At 66.1% G+C, this 21762-nt stretch carries 14 protein-coding genes and 1 tRNA gene; 8 read left to right on the forward strand and 7 right to left on the reverse strand.

Annotation, left to right across the window (positions count from 1 at the left end):
* Positions 1 to 79 precede the first annotated feature (79 nt).
* The 3 genes from phoA to dcd form a co-directional block, all read right to left on the reverse strand.
* Positions 80 to 3268 carry an alkaline phosphatase gene (phoA, locus tag JZY06_RS11420; RefSeq protein WP_330617276.1) on the reverse strand — a complete coding sequence of 1063 codons (3189 nt, stop codon included), beginning with the start codon at positions 3266 to 3268 and terminating at the stop codon, positions 80 to 82.
* Positions 3269 to 3832: 564 nt separating this feature from the next.
* A complete protein-coding gene (locus tag JZY06_RS11425) occupies positions 3833 to 4921 on the reverse strand; it encodes a glycine betaine ABC transporter substrate-binding protein (protein WP_207279683.1) in 1089 nt (362 codons plus the stop codon).
* 158 nt (positions 4922 to 5079) lie between these two features.
* Positions 5080 to 5646 carry a dCTP deaminase gene (gene dcd / locus JZY06_RS11430; RefSeq protein ID WP_207279684.1) on the reverse strand — a complete coding sequence of 189 codons (567 nt, stop codon included), beginning with the start codon at positions 5644 to 5646 and terminating at the stop codon, positions 5080 to 5082.
* A 442-nt stretch (positions 5647 to 6088) separates the two neighbouring features.
* Here dcd and JZY06_RS11435 point away from each other — a divergent pair, with 442 nt between their 5' ends.
* The 5 genes from JZY06_RS11435 to JZY06_RS11455 all read left to right on the forward strand — a co-directional run bounded on the left by JZY06_RS11435 (position 6089) and on the right by JZY06_RS11455 (position 12192).
* Positions 6089 to 7066, forward strand: coding sequence for an ATP-binding cassette domain-containing protein (locus tag JZY06_RS11435; protein WP_242516958.1), 978 nt, complete (start codon positions 6089 to 6091; stop codon positions 7064 to 7066).
* Entirely contained in the window at positions 7063 to 9126 is a 2064-nt protein-coding gene (locus JZY06_RS11440; RefSeq protein ID WP_207279685.1) for a YhgE/Pip domain-containing protein, read from the forward strand. Before JZY06_RS11435 ends, JZY06_RS11440 begins: the two co-directional genes overlap by 4 nt.
* A gap of 161 nt (positions 9127 to 9287) precedes the next feature.
* Positions 9288 to 10343 (forward strand): GNAT family N-acetyltransferase, encoded by a 1056-nt coding sequence (locus tag JZY06_RS11445; protein WP_207279686.1) that lies wholly within the window; start codon positions 9288 to 9290, stop codon positions 10341 to 10343.
* Positions 10344 to 10422: 79 nt separating this feature from the next.
* Positions 10423 to 10496 (forward strand) — tRNA-Gly (locus JZY06_RS11450).
* Positions 10497 to 11862: 1366 nt separating this feature from the next.
* Positions 11863 to 12192 carry a helix-turn-helix domain-containing protein gene (locus tag JZY06_RS11455; protein WP_207279687.1) on the forward strand — a complete coding sequence of 110 codons (330 nt, stop codon included), beginning with the start codon at positions 11863 to 11865 and terminating at the stop codon, positions 12190 to 12192.
* Between the two features lie 123 nt (positions 12193 to 12315).
* Here JZY06_RS11455 and JZY06_RS11460 read toward each other — a convergent pair whose 3' ends face one another.
* From JZY06_RS11460 to JZY06_RS11470, 3 genes are read right to left on the reverse strand one after another with little or no spacing between them, the layout of a single operon-like run.
* Positions 12316 to 14112, reverse strand: a complete 1797-nt coding sequence (locus tag JZY06_RS11460) for a peptidoglycan binding domain-containing protein (RefSeq protein WP_207279688.1) — start codon at positions 14110 to 14112, stop codon at positions 12316 to 12318.
* Positions 14109 to 14249: a hypothetical protein gene (locus tag JZY06_RS11465; protein WP_207279689.1), complete on the reverse strand. Its 141-nt coding sequence runs from the start codon at positions 14247 to 14249 to the stop codon at positions 14109 to 14111. The genes JZY06_RS11460 and JZY06_RS11465 overlap by 4 nt, the downstream gene beginning before the upstream one ends.
* A 2-nt stretch (positions 14250 to 14251) precedes the next feature.
* Positions 14252 to 15565 (reverse strand): glycoside hydrolase family 3 N-terminal domain-containing protein, encoded by a 1314-nt coding sequence (locus JZY06_RS11470; RefSeq protein WP_330617277.1) that lies wholly within the window; start codon positions 15563 to 15565, stop codon positions 14252 to 14254.
* Between the two features lie 468 nt (positions 15566 to 16033).
* Here JZY06_RS11470 and JZY06_RS11475 point away from each other — a divergent pair, with 468 nt between their 5' ends.
* The 3 genes from JZY06_RS11475 to JZY06_RS11485 all read left to right on the forward strand — a co-directional run bounded on the left by JZY06_RS11475 (position 16034) and on the right by JZY06_RS11485 (position 20454).
* A complete protein-coding gene (locus JZY06_RS11475; protein ID WP_207279690.1) occupies positions 16034 to 16516 on the forward strand; it encodes a universal stress protein in 483 nt (160 codons plus the stop codon).
* Between the two features lie 213 nt (positions 16517 to 16729).
* Positions 16730 to 16990: a DUF2613 family protein gene (locus JZY06_RS11480; protein WP_207279691.1), complete on the forward strand. Its 261-nt coding sequence runs from the start codon at positions 16730 to 16732 to the stop codon at positions 16988 to 16990.
* Positions 16991 to 17028: 38 nt separating this feature from the next.
* A complete protein-coding gene (locus JZY06_RS11485) occupies positions 17029 to 20454 on the forward strand; it encodes an alpha-(1->3)-arabinofuranosyltransferase domain-containing protein (RefSeq protein WP_207279692.1) in 3426 nt (1141 codons plus the stop codon).
* On the opposite strand, the gene JZY06_RS11490 is transcribed toward JZY06_RS11485, so the two are convergent.
* Positions 20340 to 21506 carry an acyltransferase family protein gene (locus tag JZY06_RS11490; RefSeq protein WP_207279693.1) on the reverse strand — a complete coding sequence of 389 codons (1167 nt, stop codon included), beginning with the start codon at positions 21504 to 21506 and terminating at the stop codon, positions 20340 to 20342. The genes JZY06_RS11485 and JZY06_RS11490 overlap by 115 nt on opposite strands.
* Between the last annotated feature and the right edge of the window lie 256 nt (positions 21507 to 21762).

A 21762-nucleotide genomic window follows, 5' to 3' on the forward strand; every position in this document is an offset into this window, starting at 1 on the left:
GGGCCCGTTGTTGATGTTGAAACTTAACGTGCCGCCCGGGCCACCTGCTGCCAGGCGCCCGGGCGGGGGCAGTGGTGTCTTAGTGCCCGGTGCGGGTGCGGCGCCGGGTGGCCAGGAAAGCCACCAGGCCGACCAGCACAAGCACCGCGATGAGAATACCGACGACCAGCAACCGGTTGCCGCCGGTGTCTGCGGCGGCGGCTTTTTTGCCCCACTGCGGTGACAGGTCGATGGCCGGATCATTGTCGTAGAGACCCAGCGCGTTGGCGATGACGTAGTGGACATCGGTCTGGTCGATCTGGCCGACCACATTGGCCGCGCCCGGACCGTAGGCGGCCACCCGCAGCTGGGCGCCGGTGTGGGTTTGCGACCCCAGGGCTTTCTCGTCGTCGTTGGACGGTGCTGTCGCATAGTTCATGGTCAGCGTGTCCCCGTCGGCGGTGGCCAGGTTGATGGTCCGTCCGGCGGTGAGTTTGCCGTTGGCCACCACCTGGGAGGTGTGGGCGTGGTCGGCGGTGACGATGATCAGGGTGTCATCGCCGTGGTCGATCGCCCACTGTTTGGCGTAGGCGATCGCCCGGTCGAGCTGCCAGGCCTCACCGATCTGCCCGCAGGCATCGGCCTCATGGTCGGCTTTGTCGATCGAGGCGGATTCGACCTGCAGCAGAAAACCCCTGTCGTTGTCGAGAAGATCCAGTGCTTTGGCGGTCATGGCCGCCAGCGGCGGCACCGAGTCGGTGAATTCGGGGTTTTTCTCACAGGTTACCGCCGGTGCTTTCGCGCCGGTCAGAGTGGGAATCGAGGGGGCGAACAGCCGGGGCATGTTTTTCTCGGCGAAAAGCCCCAGCACCGGGGTGTCCTGGTCGGCTTTGTCGACCGCGTTCATGCCGTCGATATCGGTGACCACGGTAAATCCCTGGTTTTTGGCGTTGTCGAGAACCGAATCACCTTTGGTCCAGCGGTGCCCGTTCCAGTCGCCGTCGACCTGCACAATCTGCTCGAAGTAGCTGGCGCCACCACCGAAGGTGACATCGGCGCGGGTGTCAATCAGCTGCTCCATGATCGAGCCCAGGCCACCGTTTTCCCGGTACTGGCCGCGGAAAGCCTCACCCTGGCAGGTCTTTTTGTTTTTGTCTTCCTCCGGGCCGTAGCACTTGCGGTTCAGCGCGTGTGACCCCATGACCGCCGGGGTGGCGTCCTGGATTTCAGCCGTCGTCACATTGCCGGTTTTCATTCCCTTGGCTTTGGCCAGTTCAATCAGGTTCGGGACTGGGGTTCCGTCGACTGTGATGCCCACACCGCCGTTGTAGGTTTTCGTTCCCGATGCCCAGCCGGTGGCGGAGGCCGCGGAATCGGTGACGTAGTTCGGGCCGCCGACCTTCTCATCCAGGGCGAAGGTGGTGTAGTAGCCGGTAAACGGCAGCTGGTCGATACCGGTCAGCCGCCCGTTGGCGCCTGTGAGGTAGTCGCGGGCGGACGTGATTTCCGAATCCCCCATGCCGTCGCCGACGAAGATGATGACGTTTTTGGCTTTCGCATCATCCAGGCCCTGGCCGTCTTTGCCGAACTGGGCGCAGTCACCGGGCCCGGACACAAACCCGGCGTTGCCGACTTTGTAGCAGGTCGACAGGGCATCGGCGGGCTGTGCCCGCTTGTCTTCGGAGACATCAACCGCCCGTGCCGAAGCGGTCAGCTGTGCCGTCGGGGAAGGATCCACCTGCGGCAGATCGTTCAGCCCCAGGGCGTTGGCCATGACGAAGAACATGTCGGTCTGGTCGATCTGGCCGATGATGTTTTCCGCGCCGGGTCCGAAAGCGGCCACCCGCAGCTGACTGCCGTTGTGCTGCTGGGATGTGTCGCCGGCTTGGTCGGCGGGGATGGTGCCGTAGGCCAGTGTCATGCCGTTGCCCTCACCTGTTGCCAAATGTTGGGTGGCTGACACCGAATCCACCCCGTCGTAGATGATTTCGGTGGAATGGGCGTGGTCGGCGGTGACCATCACCAGGGTGTTGCCGTCCCGGCGGGCGAAGTCGAGGGCGGCTTGAACGGTTTCGTCCAAACGCTCGACCTCGCCGATCATGCCGCAGCCGTCGGCGGCATGGGCCCGTTTGTCGATCGAGGCTGATTCGACCTGCAGGAAAAAGCCTGTGTCGGCATCCGGGTCGTCGAGCAGCTCGATGGCTTTCTCAGCCATGGCGGCAAGTTCGGGTTCGGTGCCGGTGTCCTGTTTTTCACAGGACGCCGGTTTTTCCTTCGCCCCTCCGGGGGTGGCGTGGAAATCGGCGAAACGGGTGGTCATGTTTTTGTCGTGGAACAGCCCCAGAAGCGGCTGCTCCTGGTCGGCTTTGTCGACCCTGGCCAGCTCGTCGGCGGTGGTGACCACCTGGAAGCCATTGTCTTTGGCGTTGTCGAGCACGGTTTTCCCGGCCGTCCACTTCGCCCCCGGGCCAGTGAAGGCGGTGGTGGCCACACCGTCGAATTTCACTTCCTGCTGGAAGTGCTTCGCCCCGCCGCCCAGGGTGACATCGGGGCGCAGGTCAATCATCTGTTCTTCGATGCTGCCCAGCCCACCGTTGTCGCGGTACTGCTTGTCGAAGGCTTCCCCCCGGCAGGTTGTGGCGTTGTCTTCTGCCTGCGGGCCGTAGCATTTGCGGTTCAGCGCATGGGTTGCCGCACCGGCCGGGGTGGCGTCCTGAATTTCGGAGGTCGTCACATTGCCGGTGCGCATCCCGGCTTTTTTGGCTTTCTCCAGAAGGGTCATCACCGGGTTACCGAGCAGGTCGACGCCGATGGCGCCGTTGTAGGTTTTGGTGCCGGTCGACCAGGCGGTGGCAGAAGCAGCCGAGTCGGTGACGTAGTTGAACGAGCCGTCCTGGTTGATGGAGTGATGGGTGTAGGCGCCGGTGGCGGTGAAGCTGTCCAACCCCTCGAAGCGTCCGGCCGCGCCTTTGAGATAGTTTCTGGCGGCGGTGATTTCCTGCTGGCCCATGCCGTCACCGATCACCAAAATAACGTTGCGGGCCTTGGTGTCGCTGCGCTGTTCCCCGACGGTTCCGTACTGGGCGCAGGCACCGGGTCCGGGGGCAACAACATGTCCCTGCCCGTCGCGGGTCTTGCAGGTGGCGGGTCCGTTGTATTTCAGTACCGGGGAGGTATCGGCCGGGTCGATGGCGGGGGCGGCGGCGGCGATGGTCGGGGTACCGGCAATCAGCGCGGCGGCAACAAGCGCCGTCACCTCGCGGGGCAGATGTCTTTTCGGGGAAAACACTTAGCGTCAACTCTTTTCTGCGGCACCACCGTGGGCGCGGGGGCACTGCCGGACAACAGCTGGTGCTGCGGTGCCGCGGGGAAGCGGGGAAGCGGGGAAGCGGGAATGGATGCGCGGGAGCGGCAGGACCACCGGGCGGCGGTGCGGGCTTCTGGTGTGTCAGCCCCGCGCGTGAGCCAATAAAGCACCGGCGGGTAAACACAGCGTGGCGGAAAAGAAACCAGCCTCTGGCATGGTCCTGTCGGCCCGGCAAAGCAGCAGCTGACACCCCCACGGGTGGCCTGTTTTTACGCGGGCTTCACCAACGGAATGCACAACACCCCACAACAACCCCACCGTCACCCCCGATATTGCGGATGCACATGTGCCCATTTCCCGTATTAGGCCGATTTGCACCACAGTCAGCCGCCATCATCCCGCACATCCCACCGGCAATGACAATTGTTTTCAACAGTTCTACATTGTATGACGCGGCACGTGTCCCCACTGTCATTCCCCCTTCCGGGGGCGGGGTGCGCCGTGCGGGACGCACGACGGTGGGGCCGGATATTTGCCCCCGGCCCGTCAGCGCCCGGTACCGACGGGATGGTGGGCGATAAATGCCACGGCAATATCGTCCAGCGGCACCGCCTGCTCCCCGACGGTGGCGGTGTTGAGTTCCACCAGGGTGTCGGTGTCGAGGAACTTGTTCAGGGTGGCCAGCAGTCCCCGGGCGTCCCCGTTGATGGCTTTGCCGTACATCACCGGCACAATGCCCTCGGTGGGGATCTGCTTGTCCGGGTCTTTCAGGTAGACCAGATCAACCGGGCGGCCGGCATCATCCAGGGGCGGGGTGGTGGTAAATATTTCCGCCACATCGGCCTTGCCTTCGCTGATCATCTGCACCGGGCCGGTGGGGTTGCACTCAGATCCGGCAACCACTGTCACCGCACCGGGGTCGATGCCGTAGTGGGCGGCAACCGCGTCGATGTCGATATTGTCATCGGCCGTGCAGGCGTTGACCGCCAGCAGGAAGCTGTCGAGCTTTCTCAGGTCAGCGAGTGTTTCCAGGTGGTGGGCGCGGGCGAATTGCTTGGTGACCGCGAATACGGGGGCTACCGGGGCGGGAAGCTGTTTACCCAGCGCAAGCCCGGCGGGCAGGTTCTTTTTCAACGTGCCCATCGCCTGTTTGCCGGTGGCCCCGTCCGGCAGCGGCTCATCGCCGTGGGTGCGGCTCAAATAGCGGGCCAGCGAGGAGGAGTAGTCGGGGATGAGCGAAATCTCGCCGGCGGCAAGTTTCGCCAGGCATTCCTCGCGGTTGTTCATCACCCCCGCATCGGTGACGGTGAACCCGTTGTTGTCCAGTGCCCTGGCCCACACCGCGGCAATCACGGCTGTTTCATCCGGCCCGCAGGAGGCCACCGTCACCGCCGGCCCAGCTGCCGCAGTGCTGCTGCCGGCGGTGGTTTTTTTCGGTGCGGACGGTGTCGCCGGGGCGGTGGTGTCCCCGGTCGGGGAAGTGGCCGGGGTGGTGGGCACATAGGCGGCCGCGGCAGAAGAGCTGGCGGCCCCATCCGGTGCATCGTGCCCGCTATTTCCGGCGCAGCCGGTGGCCACCAGCGCCAGGGCGCCGAGCAGCACAAGGGTCTGTCGTCTGCGGTGCGGCCGGCACATGCTAGGTCTCCTGCCCGTTATCGGTCCTGCCGGAGTGAACGGGGCGGTCAATAACCCGACCCGTCATCCATTGACAGTACCGAATATCGGGCCACCGCAATACAGGTCACAGCCAACGGGTAACCCCCCGGGGGAGCAGGCAGGCCGCGGTCCTTTTATCAGGAACGGAAATTCAGGTAGGCCTTCGACGGGGTGGGGCCGCGCTGGCCCTGGTATTTCGACCCCAGCGCCGCTGAACCGTAGGGCACCTCGGCGGGGGAGGTCATCTTAAACAGCGCCAGCTGGCCGACTTTCATCCCCGGCCACAACGCGATCGGCAGATTCGCCGTATTCGACAGTTCCAGGGTGATGTGCCCGGTGAAACCGGGGTCGATGAAACCGGCGGTGGAGTGGGTCAAAAGCCCCAGCCGGCCCAGCGATGATTTGCCCTCCAGCCGACCGGCCAGATCGGCGGGCAGGGTGAAGCATTCCAACGTCGCCCCCAGCACGAATTCGCCCGGATGCAGGATAAACGGCTCCCCGTCGGCGACCTCGACCAGCGAGGTCAGCTCCTCCTGTTTTTCCCGCGGATCAATATGGGTGTAGCGGGAATTGTTGAACACCCGAAACAGGCAGTCCAGGCGCACATCAATGCTGGAGGGCTGAATCAGCTCGGCATCGAAGGGTTCGATCACAAGATCTTTGGCGCCGATTTTGCGGCGGATATCACGGTCACTAAGCAGCACAGCACCCCAGTGTAGTGGCAGTTCACCGCCCGGGAGCCACCCGGTTGCCCCACCGGCAGGCGCCCAACGTCGTGGAACACGGTATGCACACCACCCACACCGACCCCCGCCAAAACAGGGCAACACCTGCCCTGTGGTGCGGATTTACCCTTAAGTGGAAGTTAACCCTCCGCTTGGGTTATGGTTGGTGCATCGTATCCCCGACTCAACCGCCACCGGCAGCGGGGAATCCGGTGCGTCCTGTCATCCTCCCGCAGCAGCGGGTACACAGGAGAAAAAAGCGCACACCACCGACCCACCCCACACGCGGCTTTTTCCGCACATGACAGTCCATAGCCGACAACCCGTGGGAGACAAGACCACACCCCTGCCCCTATACCGGGGAAGGGACAACCATTCCGCTGCAGGCTGCATGCACCAACCATGGTTGCAGGAAGAAATGATGTCCGACAACGATCACACACCACCCCGGGACACTGCCCCGCGGGCAACCGGTGACACCGGCGGGAAGCACCCTGCCGTTGATCCGGCCCCGCCCGGCGCCCATGAACACCCCCTCAACGCCCACGAGATGGATCATCATGCCGCCGGAGGGAAGACGGTCCACCATGATTCACCGGCCGGGGCGGTGGTCGCGGCAGAACAGATCACCACCTCCCATGCCGTGGAGGAAGAACCCGATATCCCCCCGGCGGTCATTGCCCGCGGCATCGCCGTCACAGGTGATGAAGGACCGGTCTACGGGCCACTGGATGTGACCATCCCGGGCACCGGTCTGACGATTCTCACCGGCCGCGGCGGATCGGGCCGAACCGCCCTGGCATTGACGATCTCCGGGCGGATGCGGCCCAATACCGGGGAATTGACGGTGCTGGGCATGACCCGGCGCAGCCAGATCCGGCGGCGGGTCGCCATCGCCGGGGTCGATGACATTGACCTCATCGACCGGGATGTGCGGCTGCGCACCATTGTCACCGAGCACCGCGCCTGGGGCACCCCGTGGATCAAGTGGGTGAAAAAAGCCGACCAGGAATACTACGAGTCGCTGTGCGCCAAGGTCTACGGGCAGCGGGACCTGCCGCCCCTGGACGCCTATGTCTCCCAAATATCGGGCCTGGACAGGTATCTGATCCGTATCGCCCTGGCGCTGCGGCCGGCCGACGGCAACGAGATCGGCATGCTGGTGATGGATGATCTGGAGCAGGTCCACGAATTCACCGACCGGGTGATTTTGATGAATATCCTGGCCCGCCTGGCCGAAGAGATTCCGGTGGTGGTCAACGCGGTCAACCCGCTGCCGGAATTCCTCGTCCCCGACTACACGCTGATCGAACTGTTCACCGATGCCGGCCACCTGCTTCCCGCCAACCCCGGGGAGCACCCCGATCCGGCACTGCTGCCAAAGGAGCTTCACCTATGATCGCCGGCCTGACGCTGGGCACGGAACTGCGCCGGTTCCACCGCTCCACTTTGGGCAGAATCGCACTGATCGCGATCAGCCTGATTCCGCTGATGTATTCGGCGCTGTACCTGTGGGCTTTCTGGGATCCTTTCGGCGAGGTCGACAAGCTTCCCATCGCCTTCGTCAACTCTGATAAGGGCGCCACCGTTGACGGCGCCCCCTTCAACGCCGGGGACGGCGTGGTGGACAAACTCAAACAGAACACCGAAGTCCACTTCGACTATGTCTCCAAGCAGGAGGCCCTCGACGGGGTCAAGGACGGCAAATACTATTTCGTCGTCGAACTTCCCGAGGATTTCTCCGCGGCCGTGGTCTCCCCCACCACCGACAATCCGCACAAAGCGGTCATTGAAACCATCTACAACGACGCCAACGGCTACCTGTCAACCCTGATCGGGCAGAATGTGCTGCGCACCATGGTGCCGGTGATCTCCAACGAGATCGGCACCCAGGCCATCGACAAAGTTCTGGTGGGCATTGAATCGGCCGGGGACGGGCTGACCAAAGCCAGCGACGGGGCGGGCAAGCTGCACGACGGCTCGGTGCGGCTGCGTGACGGCCTGGTGGACGCCGATGCCGGGGCCGCCAGACTCTCCGACGGTTTAACCACCCTGGATGACAAAGTCGGGCAACTGCAGCAGGGGGCCGGCCAGCTGGCCGACGGCACCAGGCAGCTGGCCAGCAAAGTCGACGAAGCCACCGGCAAACTCACGCAGATGACCCACGGGGTCGATCAGCTGGCCGGCGGAATCAACCAGCTGGCTGATGGTGCCACCGCCATCAACAACGGTGTGCAGCAACTGAAAAACCAAACCGACCAGGTCGGTGCGGCACAGGCCGGCGTCTCCGGTGATCTGCACCGCATCGCCGCCCAGCTGCGGACGCTGCCGGATCCGAACGCCCACCGGCTGGCCGACCAGATTGACCAGGCGGCCCGTACCGTCGACATGTCGGCGCTGGGACCCGATTCCCCGCTGACGGCGAAAATCCACGAACTGGCCGCAGGTACCGGACAGATGGCCTACCAGTTGGCCGACCCCCACGCCCCTTTCCGCTCCGGATTCGACCAGCTGCATGCCGGAACCGGACAGCTTCCCGGCCAGCTGGGACAGCTCACCGACGGGGTGAACAGACTCAATGACGGCGCCCACCAGTTGGCCGACGGCGCCAGCCGCCTGAAAACCGAGGGCACCCAGCCGCTGGCCGAAGGCGGGGCGAAACTGACCGTCGGCCTGGATGAGCTGCTCGACGGGTCGGTGAAACTGGAAGCCGGACTCGATGAATTGTCGACGAAACTGGCTGACGGGGCCGGCCAGACCCCGCAGTGGACCACCGCGCAGCGCGAACAGGTCGCTGAGGTTCTCGGCGGTCCGGTGCGCATGGTCAACACCAACGAAGCCGGCAACAACACCTTCGGCGCCGGTCTTGCCCCCTTCTTTTTCTCCCTGGCCATGTTCATCGGCGGGCTGATCATCTTCCTGCTGTTGCAGCCGCTGCAAAACCGGGCGGTGGCCAGCGGCGTCGCCCCGCTGCGGGCCGCACTCGACGGGTTTTTGCCCGGGGCGCTGATCGCCACCTTCCAGGCCACCGCCATTGTGGCCGTCACCTTGTGGGGAGTGGGCCTGCAAGCCAGCTACCCGGTGGCCCTGTGGGCTTTCTGTGTGCTGGTGTCGATCATGTTCACCGCCGTCAACCAGTTCCTCAACGTGCTGCTCGGCCCCGGCCCCGGCAAAGTCGCCGCCATGGCTTTGCTGATGCTGCAAATCCTGTCGTCGGGCGGGCTGTACCCGACGGAAACCGAACCGAAAATTTTCACCTGGCTGCACCCGATCAACCCCATGACCTATTCCGTCGACGGGTTCCGCCAGCTGATCTACGGCAACCTGGACGAGCGGCTGCCCCAGTCGATTATCGCGGTGCTGATTGTCATCGCCCTGTCGATCTCCCTGACCGCCCTGGGTGCCTGGCGTGACCGCACCTGGACGATGAAGCGGCTGCACCCGCCGATCAAACTGTGACAACACCCCTGCTGCACACACCGCCCGGCGATGAGGCATCCGGTTGTTGCTTTCCCGCACACCACCACCGCCCCGCCGGGCGGTGGTGTATCCACCCACGGGTCCCACCTGCTGCACCAACACCGCCTGCCGCCGGGGAACCATGATTAGACTCGGTAAGTGTGCCGATCGTCAGTCTCGCCCCGCCAAGCATGGAAGATCTGTCGAGTCTCGCCTGTTTCACCGGCCCGGGCCATGATTTCAGCATCGGATTCAACCCGGGGGATGATCCGCGGGAATTTCTGCGCGTCCTCGGCGAAGAAGCCACCGGCTTGAACCTGCGCCCGTCACGGGTCCGCGGGGAGCTGCTCATCGCCACCCGTGACGGTGCCGCTGCCGGGGCGGTCAGCATCCGCTACGCCTTGAACGGTTATCTCAGGCGCTACGGCGGGCATATCGGCTACGGGGTTCTGCCGCAGTTCCGGCGCCGCGGCATTGCCACCGTCCTGTGCCGGACGGCAGTCCAACGCCTCTACCAGGCCGGTGTTCCCGATGCCCTGGTGACCTGTGACAGTACCAACACCGCCAGCCGTGCCACCATCACCGCCTGCGGCGGCAAGCCGCTCGACAGGATCAGTGACCCGGTGCACAGGCGGGAGATTCTCCGCTTCCGGATACCGACCAGACCCAGTGCCACCATGCCGCGAGTCCCGCAGATTATCCTGCGGCCCCCGCACCGCCGCGATAAAACCGAGCTGACAGAGTTCATCCGCCACACCGGCAGCGGTGCCGGCACCGGCCTTCCCGACCCCACCAACGGTGAATTCACCGACTATCTCACCACCGTGGCCCGGCACACCGTCGGGATGGGACGCTCCGGCGGACAACCGGAAGAAACCCTTGTGGCATGGGCCGGGGCACGCCTCTGCGCCCGGTTGTCCTGCCGCCCCGGCCCACCGGGCGACAAAGAATCCAGACCGGGCTTTATCACCGTAACCACCACCGAAGATCTCCGCGGCCACGGCCACACCCGGGTCATTTTGCGGGAGACGCTGCTGCGCATGGGCCACTACGGCAGTGCCCGGGTGGCGATTGACTGCGCCGAAACAAACCGTCCGGGAAGACACACCATCGAAGCACTGGGCGGTGTGCTCCAGGGCCGGGCCACCGGCACCGGTGAGGCGAAAAACTGCCGCTACATCATCGACAACACCGCCAATCTTGTTGTCACCGACTAACGCCCTGGCCAGACGACGGTTTGAACCAGCCCCCGAAACCAGTGCTATAATCACCGGGTACACCGCATTGCGGGCACATGCCGATGTAGTTCAATGGCAGAACTCCTGCTTCCCAAGCAGGTAGCGCGGGTTCGATTCCCGTCATCGGCTCCACTCTTTTTGATTCACCCCCGCTGACCAGCATTTTAGCAGGTCAGCGGGGGTTTGTCATTCCTTCCCCGGGGGTGGGAATGTGGGCGTTTGTGGGCGTTTGTGGGCGCTTGTGGGCAAAAATGTGGGCAAAATGTGGGCAAAAACAACCCCTGAAACCGGCCCCGAAATAGCGACGGGGGCACCCGGCGGCGGGACATACACGGCGCACACACCCGGGAAAAGTGCGGCAAAAAGGAAAATAACCGGGGCGGCCTGCCGGGCGTGTACACACCACCCGGACCGTCGCCCCTCCGGCAGCGATTACCGCCGGGCCGCCGCACTGACCCCACCAATAATCACATCATCACTGCAAGGCATACCCATCAAGTCCGCCGGGGCGGGGGAGCTCCGACAACAAACAGTGCCCGTGACCGGCCCAACCACCTGCCGCCCATGCCGCGCCAAGGCTCCCCTCGCCCACTCCCCCGCGGCATGCCCCAGCACCATCCCTGCCACCGCTGACCGGAGACAATGGCACCATCAGCGACCCGGCCGACCGGCGGACGAGAGGGAACGACAGGCTGCCCCGGGCGACGAAGACGCACCGGGATCCGCCGCACACCTCCACCCGCACCAAAAACACCCCCCGTCCACCCCCACCTCCAATTCCCTCACTAAGGCCAGCCCGATCAGTCAACACAGTCTTTTTCCGGCCCCGTCACCCCATATGCGACCGCGGTAAAAAATAGCGGGCGACCTCATTGCGGCAGATAAAACATTTTCACGAGCAGATCAATGATCATTCATCCGGAACATTTCCGACCCGCCGAACCGCCGGCCCGGATGCCATTGGCCAGCCCGGCAAACACCGCACATCCCCCGGATTGCAGGTCCGTTGCTACCCGATCACGTCGGTCCGGATGTGCAGTCAACCGGCCAACTACCGACCAAGGATTTCAACTGCGGACGTCCGCCACTAAATAAGGGCTGCTAAACAGGCGTATTGCGCCACAGCCCGCCCCAGCCGCCCCCATGGGTGCGGCGCCCCCGAGGGTCCTGCCAGATAAAAATGACAGACCGTTCATTATTAGATTACAAAAAATGGGGGTTATCATGTTTGCTCTTTTGATCCAGAAAGTATCTTTTTTCCGGCGCTAAAAAAAGAACCAATTAAATGATCTTTATAACCTTTTTGGAAATTATCAGATAAAATACTCATCGCAAATACTGACGTTCACGCTGGTCAACTATGCCTTTTCGCCGATTAGAAATAAGCTGCGAACACAGACCTGCAAAGGGACTACTTTTGTTCCGCTGAGCTTTTCAATTTCCCCCGCCCTCTGCACCCGCCCTTTTTTCAGTCGACTATTCCTCTAGAATATGAGGCATGGCTGGACATCCGAGACGCAAACCCGACACTTACGGGCTGGAGATCGCCGCGCAGCTGCGCAGCGCTCTTGCCGCGCGCAATCTGCGTCAGCGCCGCATTGCTGAGCTGACGGCGATTTCAACGAGCCAGCTGAGCCAGTATTTCCGGGGAGAAAAATCGCCCACCGTCGATGAGTTCATCGAAATCTGCATGGCGATGGATATAGCTCCCCAGGATATTTTCGCGCGGGCGATCGACACGGTCGCCCAACGGCACAGCCAAATCCCCGGTGTGGACACCTACGGGATCAGCCCGCTGCGGCGAAGCCGCGGCACCATGAAGCAGTAACCGAATCAGTCCAACCCCGGCACATCATATGTGCCGGGGTTGTGCCGTATCTGCCGGGTTGGCCGAAAAACCACCACCGCGAGCCTGTGGGTGCGCGGGTGGTGGTTTTTGTCGCTGCACCGGCTAGTTGCCGGTCAGGACGTCAAGAACATCGGCCAGGCCGGGTTCGGTGTCATTGCCCGGGCGCTGGGGGCGATCATCGTCGTCCGGCCGGCGGTCGGGCTGCTGTTTTTCCACGCATCTGATCTCTGGGGACGGCGGGTAGACGGTGGTGACTTTTTCCCGCTTGATGACGGTGCCGGACAGGTTTTCAATCTTCCTGGTAAACGAGGTGGTGAATCCGTCGCGTCCGCGGCGCGGGGAACAATCCGGATCGTCGCTGGTGGTTGTCGGGGCTGTGACTTTGTCGGTGATCTCACCGGGGTCGATGGTCACCTTAACTGTTTTCACGCCCTTGAAGGTCACCACCACCCGGGATCCGGTTGAGCGCGCCAGAATCACCACCGGGGTGTCCCCGGAGTTGGTGAAAGCCAGATCCCCTCTGCCGGGGGCGACGGTGGCATCCAGTCCCGCTTCGTAGAGGTCGTTGTAGTGGGCGTGGGGGCTGCGGGTGAAATCGGTCATACCGGCCAGCAGGGCCGCTTTGTACATGGCGGTGGCGAAGGTGCCGTAGCCGGCATCATCGTCGGTGTCGGTGGTGGCGATGAATCCGGCTGACGGTCCCCGCGGCCCGACGGTGGCCGCCAGACTGAAACGTTCACCGGGGTTGACCACCGATCCGTCGACGATCTCGGCGATTTTCCTGGCATTGACACTGGAGGCATGGGTGCCGCCCTGTTCACTGGCCTGCCCCAGGGTGTCGTCGAAGCTGAGTTTCTCGGCGTCTTCGGTGGAAAACTCGGCGTCGGTTTCCTCGTAAACGGCGTCCCAGGTTTTCGGTTTTTTACCGAACAGCCGGTCGGGAAAGTCTGTGAGGGTTTTCTCCCAGTCGACGGTGCGGCCTTTCTGGGCGGGCACCACCGACGGGGTGCCGCCGACGAATTTCACTTTCGCATTCACCGGTTCCTGGGCGGTGCGGTCGAGGCCTTCCGCCAAAAGTTCGGTGACCAGCTCGTTGTTGATGGCGGGCACCAGGCGGTGCTGTTTCGGCTCGAAGACGACGATCTCCCCCATCCGGTCGGTGGGGATGAGTCCCTGCCCACCTTTGCCCTGGGCCACCAGGTTCGCCGACACGGCGCTGCGCGCCCGGGACGCGGCTTCGTCCACTGCGTCCTGGGTGATGGCGGGATCGGTGACAACCGGTTCCACGGTCACCGGTCCAGGGGAAAGCCAGTCGGCGGTGATCGCGTAGTGCAGCTCGGCCGGGTCCACCCCGATGCCGGTCTGGGATTCGGTGATGCGGACTTCCCCGTTTTCAATGTCGACATAGCCGTCGACGGGCTGCCGGGACAGCTGTTTTTCCAGCTGCACCAGAGTAGCCTGGAGTTTCTCCTCGTCAACGTCACTGGCCACCGGCAGGTTGACGTGTCTGCTGCCGAAGAGTCCGGCCGCCAGGCTGAACGGGTTTCCCGACGATACTCCGGCACCTTTGACCGTTTCGAACCAGTTGGCGGTCAGCCCGGCCTGCAGCGGGTCAACGGTGGCGGTCAGGGGTCCGGCATGCACCTCAAAAGGTTCAATGACCTGCTCGCCCAATTGTTCCTGCAGGGTGGTGCGGGCGTTGCCGGTGGTCATCCCGGAGATATCGACCCCGGCCACCGACACCCCGGTGGGCACCCGGCCGCGGGTGGCCAGATAGGTCGTCGACCACAGGGCGGCAAACGCCAGCAGAAAAAGCAGCAGGACAGCGGCCCACACCCGGGAGGTGATCGCTCCCCCCTGGCTGGGATGCGGCTGCTGGTTCGGTTCGTGTTCTGTCACAGTTTCTCAAGCCTATTGGACTCTCGCCCGGCGGCGGTGACATGGCCCCCCTCTTGTCCGGCCGGGGTGTGGTTGGTGGTTTTGTCGGGCTGTGGTGCTTTTTCCTGCTCCGCCGCCGACATGCTGGGGGATGGCATGGTCACCGCCGCTGCGCGGCAACCCGGGCGGCCGCCCGGTTGAGGGCTTGTTCGCTGTAGCGTCCCTCGGCGACGGCCCGGTCGACGTGGTCGATGGCCTCCACCAGGCCGCGGGTACTGATCCACAGGGCGACATCGGCCCCGGCTGTGAGGGATCTGAGCACTGCCTCCGGCAGCGGCGTGGTGTCGCTGATGGCTTTCATTCCCGACAGGTCATCGGTGTAGATCACCCCGTCAAAGGGCGCCCCGCCACGGTAGGCCCCGCCCCGCAGCAGCTGGTAGACCGCCGGGTTGAAGGTGGCGGGAACCCCGTCATCGCCCAAGCCCGGCACCGTCATGTGGCCGATCATCGCCCCGGTGGCAGCCACCCGCAGCGGCTCGGTGAAGGCGACAAGATCCACATCCGCCAGTTCCTTGGCCGGCGGGGTGAATACCTGCCCGGTGTGACTGTCACCGGCGGCCCGGCCGTGGCCGGGGAAGTGTTTGACCACCGGGGTCACCCCGGCGGCAGCCAGCCCGCGGGAAAACGCCGCGGCATAGATTCCGGCGGTGACGGGGTCGGGGGAAAAACTCCGGTCGCCGATGACCCGCCCGGCCGGGCCGCCGTCAATATCGGCCACCGGCGCGAAATCGACGGTGATCCCCAGTGAGCGCAGTTTCGCGCCCAGGTCGTAGGCGGCCGCCTCCACCTGCTGCGGGCTCATGGTTTGCGCCATCACCCGCGCCGAGGGCAGCTGCCCGACCAGTCCCGGGTGCCGGGAGACCCGCCCGCCTTCGGCGTCGATGGCCACCTGGAAGGGGCGGCCGACCGCCCGGTGCAGGGCAGCGATGTCACGCCCCGGTTCCACCAGCAGCGCCGGATCGGTGAACGAGCCGATGAAAATGCCGCCCGCCCCCTGGTTGAGTGCCCAGAGCGCATCATCGTAGTTGGCCACCCCGACCATCATCAGGGAGGCGATTCTGGCCCGCCTGTCGGCGGGCAGGCTGATCTGCGGGCCGGTCGACCCCAGCCCGGAGGATCCCACAAAGTCGGAAAAACCGGGCGGCAGCGGGTTGACCCCGGCGATGCGGGCGGCTGTCGCGGCATCCCCGCCGCGGGCGGTCGTCGACGGCTGCCCGGCCGTCGACGGCGCCGGGGTGTCCGCCGGGTCAGGTGACCGGGTGGGGGAAGTCGGTGACTGTCCGGGGGGTGCCGTATCCCCCGCCCGCCCGCCGGCGCCGAGTGTGACGGTGGTGCCCGGGACGGTGGCGGAGGTGACGGCGGGCGGCGGAGGGGTGGTCGGCGATTCGGCGCAGCCTGCGGCAAGGGCCGCCACAACCAGGGCGGCAGCACGTAACCGGCCTCCCAGCGGGCACGCACCGCGGGACGGAGTTTGCGACAACAACGACGACACCAACCAACACACAATCGACAAAAAAGAAAAACTGGGGACAGCTCCCAGAGCCGGCAAACAAACAACACCGTGGACACGTGGAACCCGGCTGCGCCGCCGGTTGTTCCGGCCGCGGAGGAAGCGGTGCACCATATTATGCACCCGGCTGCCCCGGACGGTGACATGTGCGCGCTGCCGCGGGGTTTTGTCCGGTGCGGGAAAAACAGCAACGGACAGCAGTGGGCACCAGCGGGGACCCACCACTGTAGCGGGGTGCTCCCCCGGCCCGGCATCCCGGCCGGTGGTGCACTAGGATTTGGGCCACGCCCGGCCTGCCGCAGCAGCCACCGGAACCACCCCGGGTCATCGACCACCGGTTTTTAAAAAGTACACCCACCCATAGGAGCACTGATGCAACAGTCCACCACCGTACTGATCGCCTACGACGGGTCGGAGGAAGCGCGCCGTGGTCTGGAATATGCGGTGGCCCTGTTTACCGGGTCATCGCTGGAGGTGGTCACCGCCTATGAGTCGATCAGCCGGCAGGCGATGAAAACCGCCGGGGCGCCGGGTGTGGCGGTGGTGGATCTCACCGAGGATGCCGCATCGGAGGACCCGGCCTACACCGAGGCGATGGCCACCTGCCGGGAGGGCGCGGAGATCATCAAACAGCTCGGCGCCGACTGCGGGGCGCATCTGGTGGAAACCACCACCTCCATCTGGTCGGCCATTGTTGACGCCGCGTTCGATCTGGGGGCCGATGTCATTGTCACCGGCACCCGGGCCACCGGCGGGGTGAAAGGTTTTTTGCAGTCGTCGACCTCAGAGACCGTGCTGCACAATTCCGGGCTGCCGGTGTTGATTGTCCCGCCGAAAAACACCCGTCCCCGCTAACCCGGCCCGCACCGCGGCGCCGGCGGCTGCGCCAGGCTCGCGTTGGTTTAACCGGCGGGCCACCGGCTACACTTTTCTTGCACCCGCCCGCACAGCATGGGGCGCCCGGTTTTTTCATGTGCCTTTTTAACCACCGGTCCCTGATGCACCCGGCCCACCGGCGTGTGTGCCCCACGCCAGCCCGTACACATGGAAGGACGCGCCGGAGACACCATGGCTTTTGAATCCGATTCCCTCAACCGGCGTACCGTCGGGCCGGCGCTGGCGGCATCGGTGATCGGCATGGTGGTCGGTATCGCGGCCATCGCCGGGGTGGCGGCGCTGGGCGGCGGGGATGATCCTGCCCCCCAGCACACCACCGGCACGGTGGTCGATCCACTGCTCGGCGGTCCGGAATACGGTTCCCGGCAGTCAGTGGCCGGGGCCGAAATCGCCAACGGTCACCCCGCCAGCGCCCCCGCCGCCGACAGGTGACCGGCACGCCAGCCCGCCGGGCGGTTAGATTGGCCGGTGTGCCCGCCCGCCACCACCCGCCCGCCGCCCGCTGCCGTGGCGGTGACCTGCCGGTGCATATCGCGGGGTGGCTTGTCTCGCTTGTCGCGGCACTGGCCAGCGCCCCCGGGTTGACGGTGGCCGACACCAAACACGACCTGGTGGCAAATCCCGCCCATTTCCTTGCCGGCGCCACCACCGCCTACACCGATGTGTTCACGTTGGGGCAGCTGCAAAACCAGGCCTACGGGTATCTGTTTCCGCAGGGGCTGTTGTTTCTTCTCGCGGACCCGCTGCCCGACTGGATCGCCCAGCGGCTGTGGTGGACAATCATCCTTGGCCTGGGGTTTTCCGGTATGCTGCGGCTGCTGCGCCGGGCCACGACCGCGGGGCTGTTCTGGTGTGTCGCCGGGGCGGTGTTTTTCACCGCCAGCCCCCGGATAACCGCCACCGTGGGGGCGATTTCCTCCGAAGCCTGGCCGGTGGTGCTGGCCCCGTGGATTGTCACCCCCCTGCTGGAGACGGTTTCCCGCCCCGCGGCCCGCCGCTGGTGGCCGCCCGCCCCGGTGGCCTGCTCGGTGGTGGCGGCCGGCTGTCTGGGGGCGGTCAATGCCACCGCCAACCTGTTTGCCGTGCTTCCGGCGCTGGTGGTGCTGGCCGCGGCGGTTGCCGGGCGGCGGCCGGGCGCGGTGAAAACACTGCTGTGGTGGTGTGCCGGGGTGGTCATGGTCAGCCTGTGGTGGATTATTCCGCTGCTGGTCATGGGCCGGTGGGCGGTGCCGTTTACCGATTTCATCGAATCAGCCCGGGTGACCACCCGCTGGCTGAACCCTGTCGAGGTGCTGCGCGGCACCACCCACTGGGTGCCGTTCGCCGACGGGCACCGGCCCGCCGCCACCGCCCAGGCCACCAGCCCCACCCATGTGCTGGCCACCGGGCTGGCCGCCGCCTGCGGGCTGGCGGGACTGGCCGGGACCACCCGCCACGGCTGGTGGGCGGCCCCCGGCCGGGCACGGCGGGCCCCGGTTGTTGTCCACCGCGGCATCTGGGTGTGGATGTTCGGGCTGGGGGTGGTGGTGTTGTGCGCCGCCCACGGCCCGCTCGGCGGGCAGGTCACCGGCTTTCTCGACGGCGCCGGGGTGGCGCTGCGCAACCTGCACAAAGCCGATGTGCTGGTGCGTCTGCCGCTGGCGGTGGGCATCACCGGGCTGGCCGCCTATTTCCCGGTGCCGGTGACACGGGCCGAGTGGTTGTCCCCGTCACCGGCGCAGGTCACCGCCGGGCTGGTGGCACTTGCCGTGGCCGCCGGCGCCGCCCCGGTGGTCACCGGGCAGCTGGCGCCCGCCGGGGCTGTGCGAAAAGTACCCGACTACATCGGCCGGACGGCCGACTGGATCAACGCCCACGGCGCCACCACCCGCACCCTGATCTACCCGCCGTCGGGTTTCGGCAGATTCACCTGGGGCAACACCAATGATGAGCCGTTGCAGCCGCTGCTGGATGTGCCGTGGGCGGTGCGGGATGCGATCCCGCTGACCGAACCCGGCGCGATCCGCCTGCTGGACGGGATGACCCATCTGCTGGAAGCCCCCGGTCTGGACGGCCGGGCCATGGGGGATGCGCTGGCCACCTTCGGTATCGGCCTGGTGGCGGTACGCCGGGATCTCAGCGATCCCGCCGACCGGCGCCGCGCCGACCGGCTGCTGGCGGTGTGGTCAGCCGCCGGCTACCCGGTCACTGACCTGGATGGTATGGCGGTAGTCACCATCGACGAGTCGGCGGGCATGGCCACCGCCGCCGCCGGGGATGTCACGGCAGTCCAGGGCGCCCCGGAGATCATGCCGCTGGTGGCCGCCCTGGCCGGGCCGGGACTGTACACCGACACGACCGCCGCACCGGCCGCCCGGCCGCGTATTGTCACCGACACCCCGCAGCTTGTCGACCGCAACTACGGGCGCCTGCGGCACGCCACGTCCGCGGTGCTGGCCGAGGGGGAAACCGGGCTGTCCGGGGTCACCAACCCGGTCACCGACTACCCCACGCGGCTGCCGCCGGTGACGGTACACACGACCGGTGGCACGGTCACCGCCAGCTCCCAGGCATCATCGCCCATATCTTTCGGCGGGTCCCGGCAGCATGAATCGGTCACCGCGCTCACCGACGGCGACGTGCTGTCAGCCTGGTACCCGCAGCCGGGCGATGACAACCCGTGGGTGGCACTGACCCCGGACCGGCCGCTCGACCACCCCGAGCTGGTGCTCACAGCCGCCACCGGGGCGGTCACCGCCACCGTCACCGCCACCGGCGGCAGGCCTTTCGCAACCACCGTCGAGCTGGCGGCTTTCGGCACCGCGGCACTGCCCATCCCCGCAGACGGGGTGGAAGAGATCACCGTGCGGGTGGCACCCCGCGGCGGGCGGGCGGGCCTGGCGGAGCTTTCCGTTGCCGGGCATCCGGTTGGCCGCACCATCACCGTTGATGCCACCGGCGGGCAAGTGTCACACATTCTGCTGCAAACCCTCACCAGCGGGGAGAAAACACTCAACCGGGCGGTCGTGCTGTCCACCGCGCTGACCGTGACACTGGATGCGGCTGTGTGCCGCGACCACCAGTCACCGGCGCTGGCGGCACAAGCGGTCGCCGCCGCTGAAAAACCCGTGCTGTTTGATATTGACGGCACCGGCCACGGCTGCGGGCACAGCATCGACCTGGCCCCCGGGCGCCACACCATCACCGGCCCGCCCGGCTGGCTGCTTTTGTCAACCGGCCGGCCGGCCCCACCCGCGGCGGCGCTGAGCGCCGACGGTTCGGTGGCCGCGGCCGCCCACCCGCAGGTGGTCTCAACCGGGCGGGCCGCCCGCCCGGGGCTGTCGGTGGGCCTTTCCACCGGCAGCGGCAACCAACCGCTGGCACCGACCATGATCGCCGGGGCACTGGCCGGGGCGGTCATCCCGCCGCACACCACCGGCCGGGTCACCGTCACCTTCCGCGGCGACCGCCTCTACCGGGGCGGGCTTGCCGCCGGTGGGCTGGTGTGGCTGGTCACCATGGCCGCCGCCGGGACGCTGGCCACCAGATACCGCCGGGCGGGAACACCACCGGCCGGATGGCCGCCCTCCCCCGGCCGCCGCCCGCGGGTGGCCGACGACGTTGTCGCCGGGGCGCTGTCAGCCACCGCCCTGTGGCTGATCGGCGGACTGGCCGGTGTCGTCGCCGGTATCGCGGTGGCGGCAGTCAGCCTCACCCGGCTGCTGCCCCAGCCGGTACTGGCGGGCATATCGTTTGCCCTGGCCGCCCTGTGGCTGGCGCACGCCCCGTGGCCTGCGGCGGGCTACGCCGGCGACCGCCCGTTCGTGGTGGCGGCTGCCCTGGTGGCCATCGCCTGCGTGCTCGACCCGACAAGCCGCACCGACAGCACCCGCGCCGGGTGTTCCACCAGCACGTAAAGCGCGGCGGCGGCAAGAACCGTCACCACCGCGGTGACAATCCACACCACACCAGTGTGGCCGGAAAACACCGGGATCCCCATGACAACCATGACCTGTTCCAGCACCGGCAGGTGGATGAGGAAAATTCCGTAGGAATACCGGCCCAGCATCTGCCCCACGGGACCGGACAGCATCCCCTGCCGCGGGGCCAGCGCCACGGGCACAACCACCAGGGCGGAAAACACTGTTCCGGCGGCCACCCGGCGGGCAAATTCCGGCGCATCGGGATGGACCAGCCCGACCGGGCCGAACCACGGCCGGGAGGCCACCCACAGCACCCCGGCCGCCGCCAGCCAGCACACCCACCGCCAGCGGATGAGATACGCGGCGAATGTCTCCGCCCGCGGCTCTATTTCGGCGGCGATCATGCCGACGGCAAACCAGCTGGCAAACGCCGGCGGATAGATCTGCCGGTTGGCGATCCCGTCGGCGGGGCTTGCCGCCACCGCCGGAATCCACGCCCACCCGTAGGAGACGACCGCCACCGCCACCAGCAGCACAAGCCGTGCCCGGGTTTTTTTCACCGGTGACAGCACCACCGCCAGCACGGGCAGCAGCGCATAGAAAGCCACCTCCACCGACAGTGACCACAGGTGGGTCAACCCCGGCGCCAGGCCGTGGGGAAGATAAATCTGCACCATCAGCACCGTGGCGGCCGCCACATCGGCCGGCACCCCGAAGGCCGGCGGGTGGGCCACCAGCACCAGGCCGACAACCACCAGGTAGGCGGGCACAATACGGAAAATCCGCCGGATGGCGTAGACCCCCCACCGGGTGCGGCGCAGCCCGGCGACAGTGCCGTGGCGGCGCCACAGCACAAACGCCGACAGGGTGAAAAACACGGGCACAAAAAAATCGAGGCGGCTGAGGATCCCGCCGATATGGCCGCTCGGCGACACCCCGGTCTGGAAGGCGACATGGGTGGTCATCACCCCCAGTGCCGCCACCGCCCGCAGACCTTCCAGCGCCGGGTTGAAACGGGGCGCGTGACAGGCTGCGGGGACGGTCATGGTTGGGGGTGTCTTCCTGCTGGTGATCCGGCGCGGGCTGCGGAAACCGGCAACGGCGGCACGGTTTTTCAGGCGCATGCAAACCGGGTGAACTAGATTGGGTGTGTTCCCGCGGCGTTTCATCCTTGATGACGGGACAACGCCCGGTACCGGCAGCACAATAGCCGGCCGGGTGGGCGGCGGCTGGGGACCGGCCGGCACCGGATATGGTTGTTGTCGCCCCCTCCTCCCGGCCGCGTGGTGGTTGTCCCCGCCC

Source organism: Corynebacterium mendelii, from assembly GCF_017307055.1.
GTDB classification, from domain to species: Bacteria; Actinomycetota; Actinomycetes; order Mycobacteriales; family Mycobacteriaceae; genus Corynebacterium; species Corynebacterium mendelii.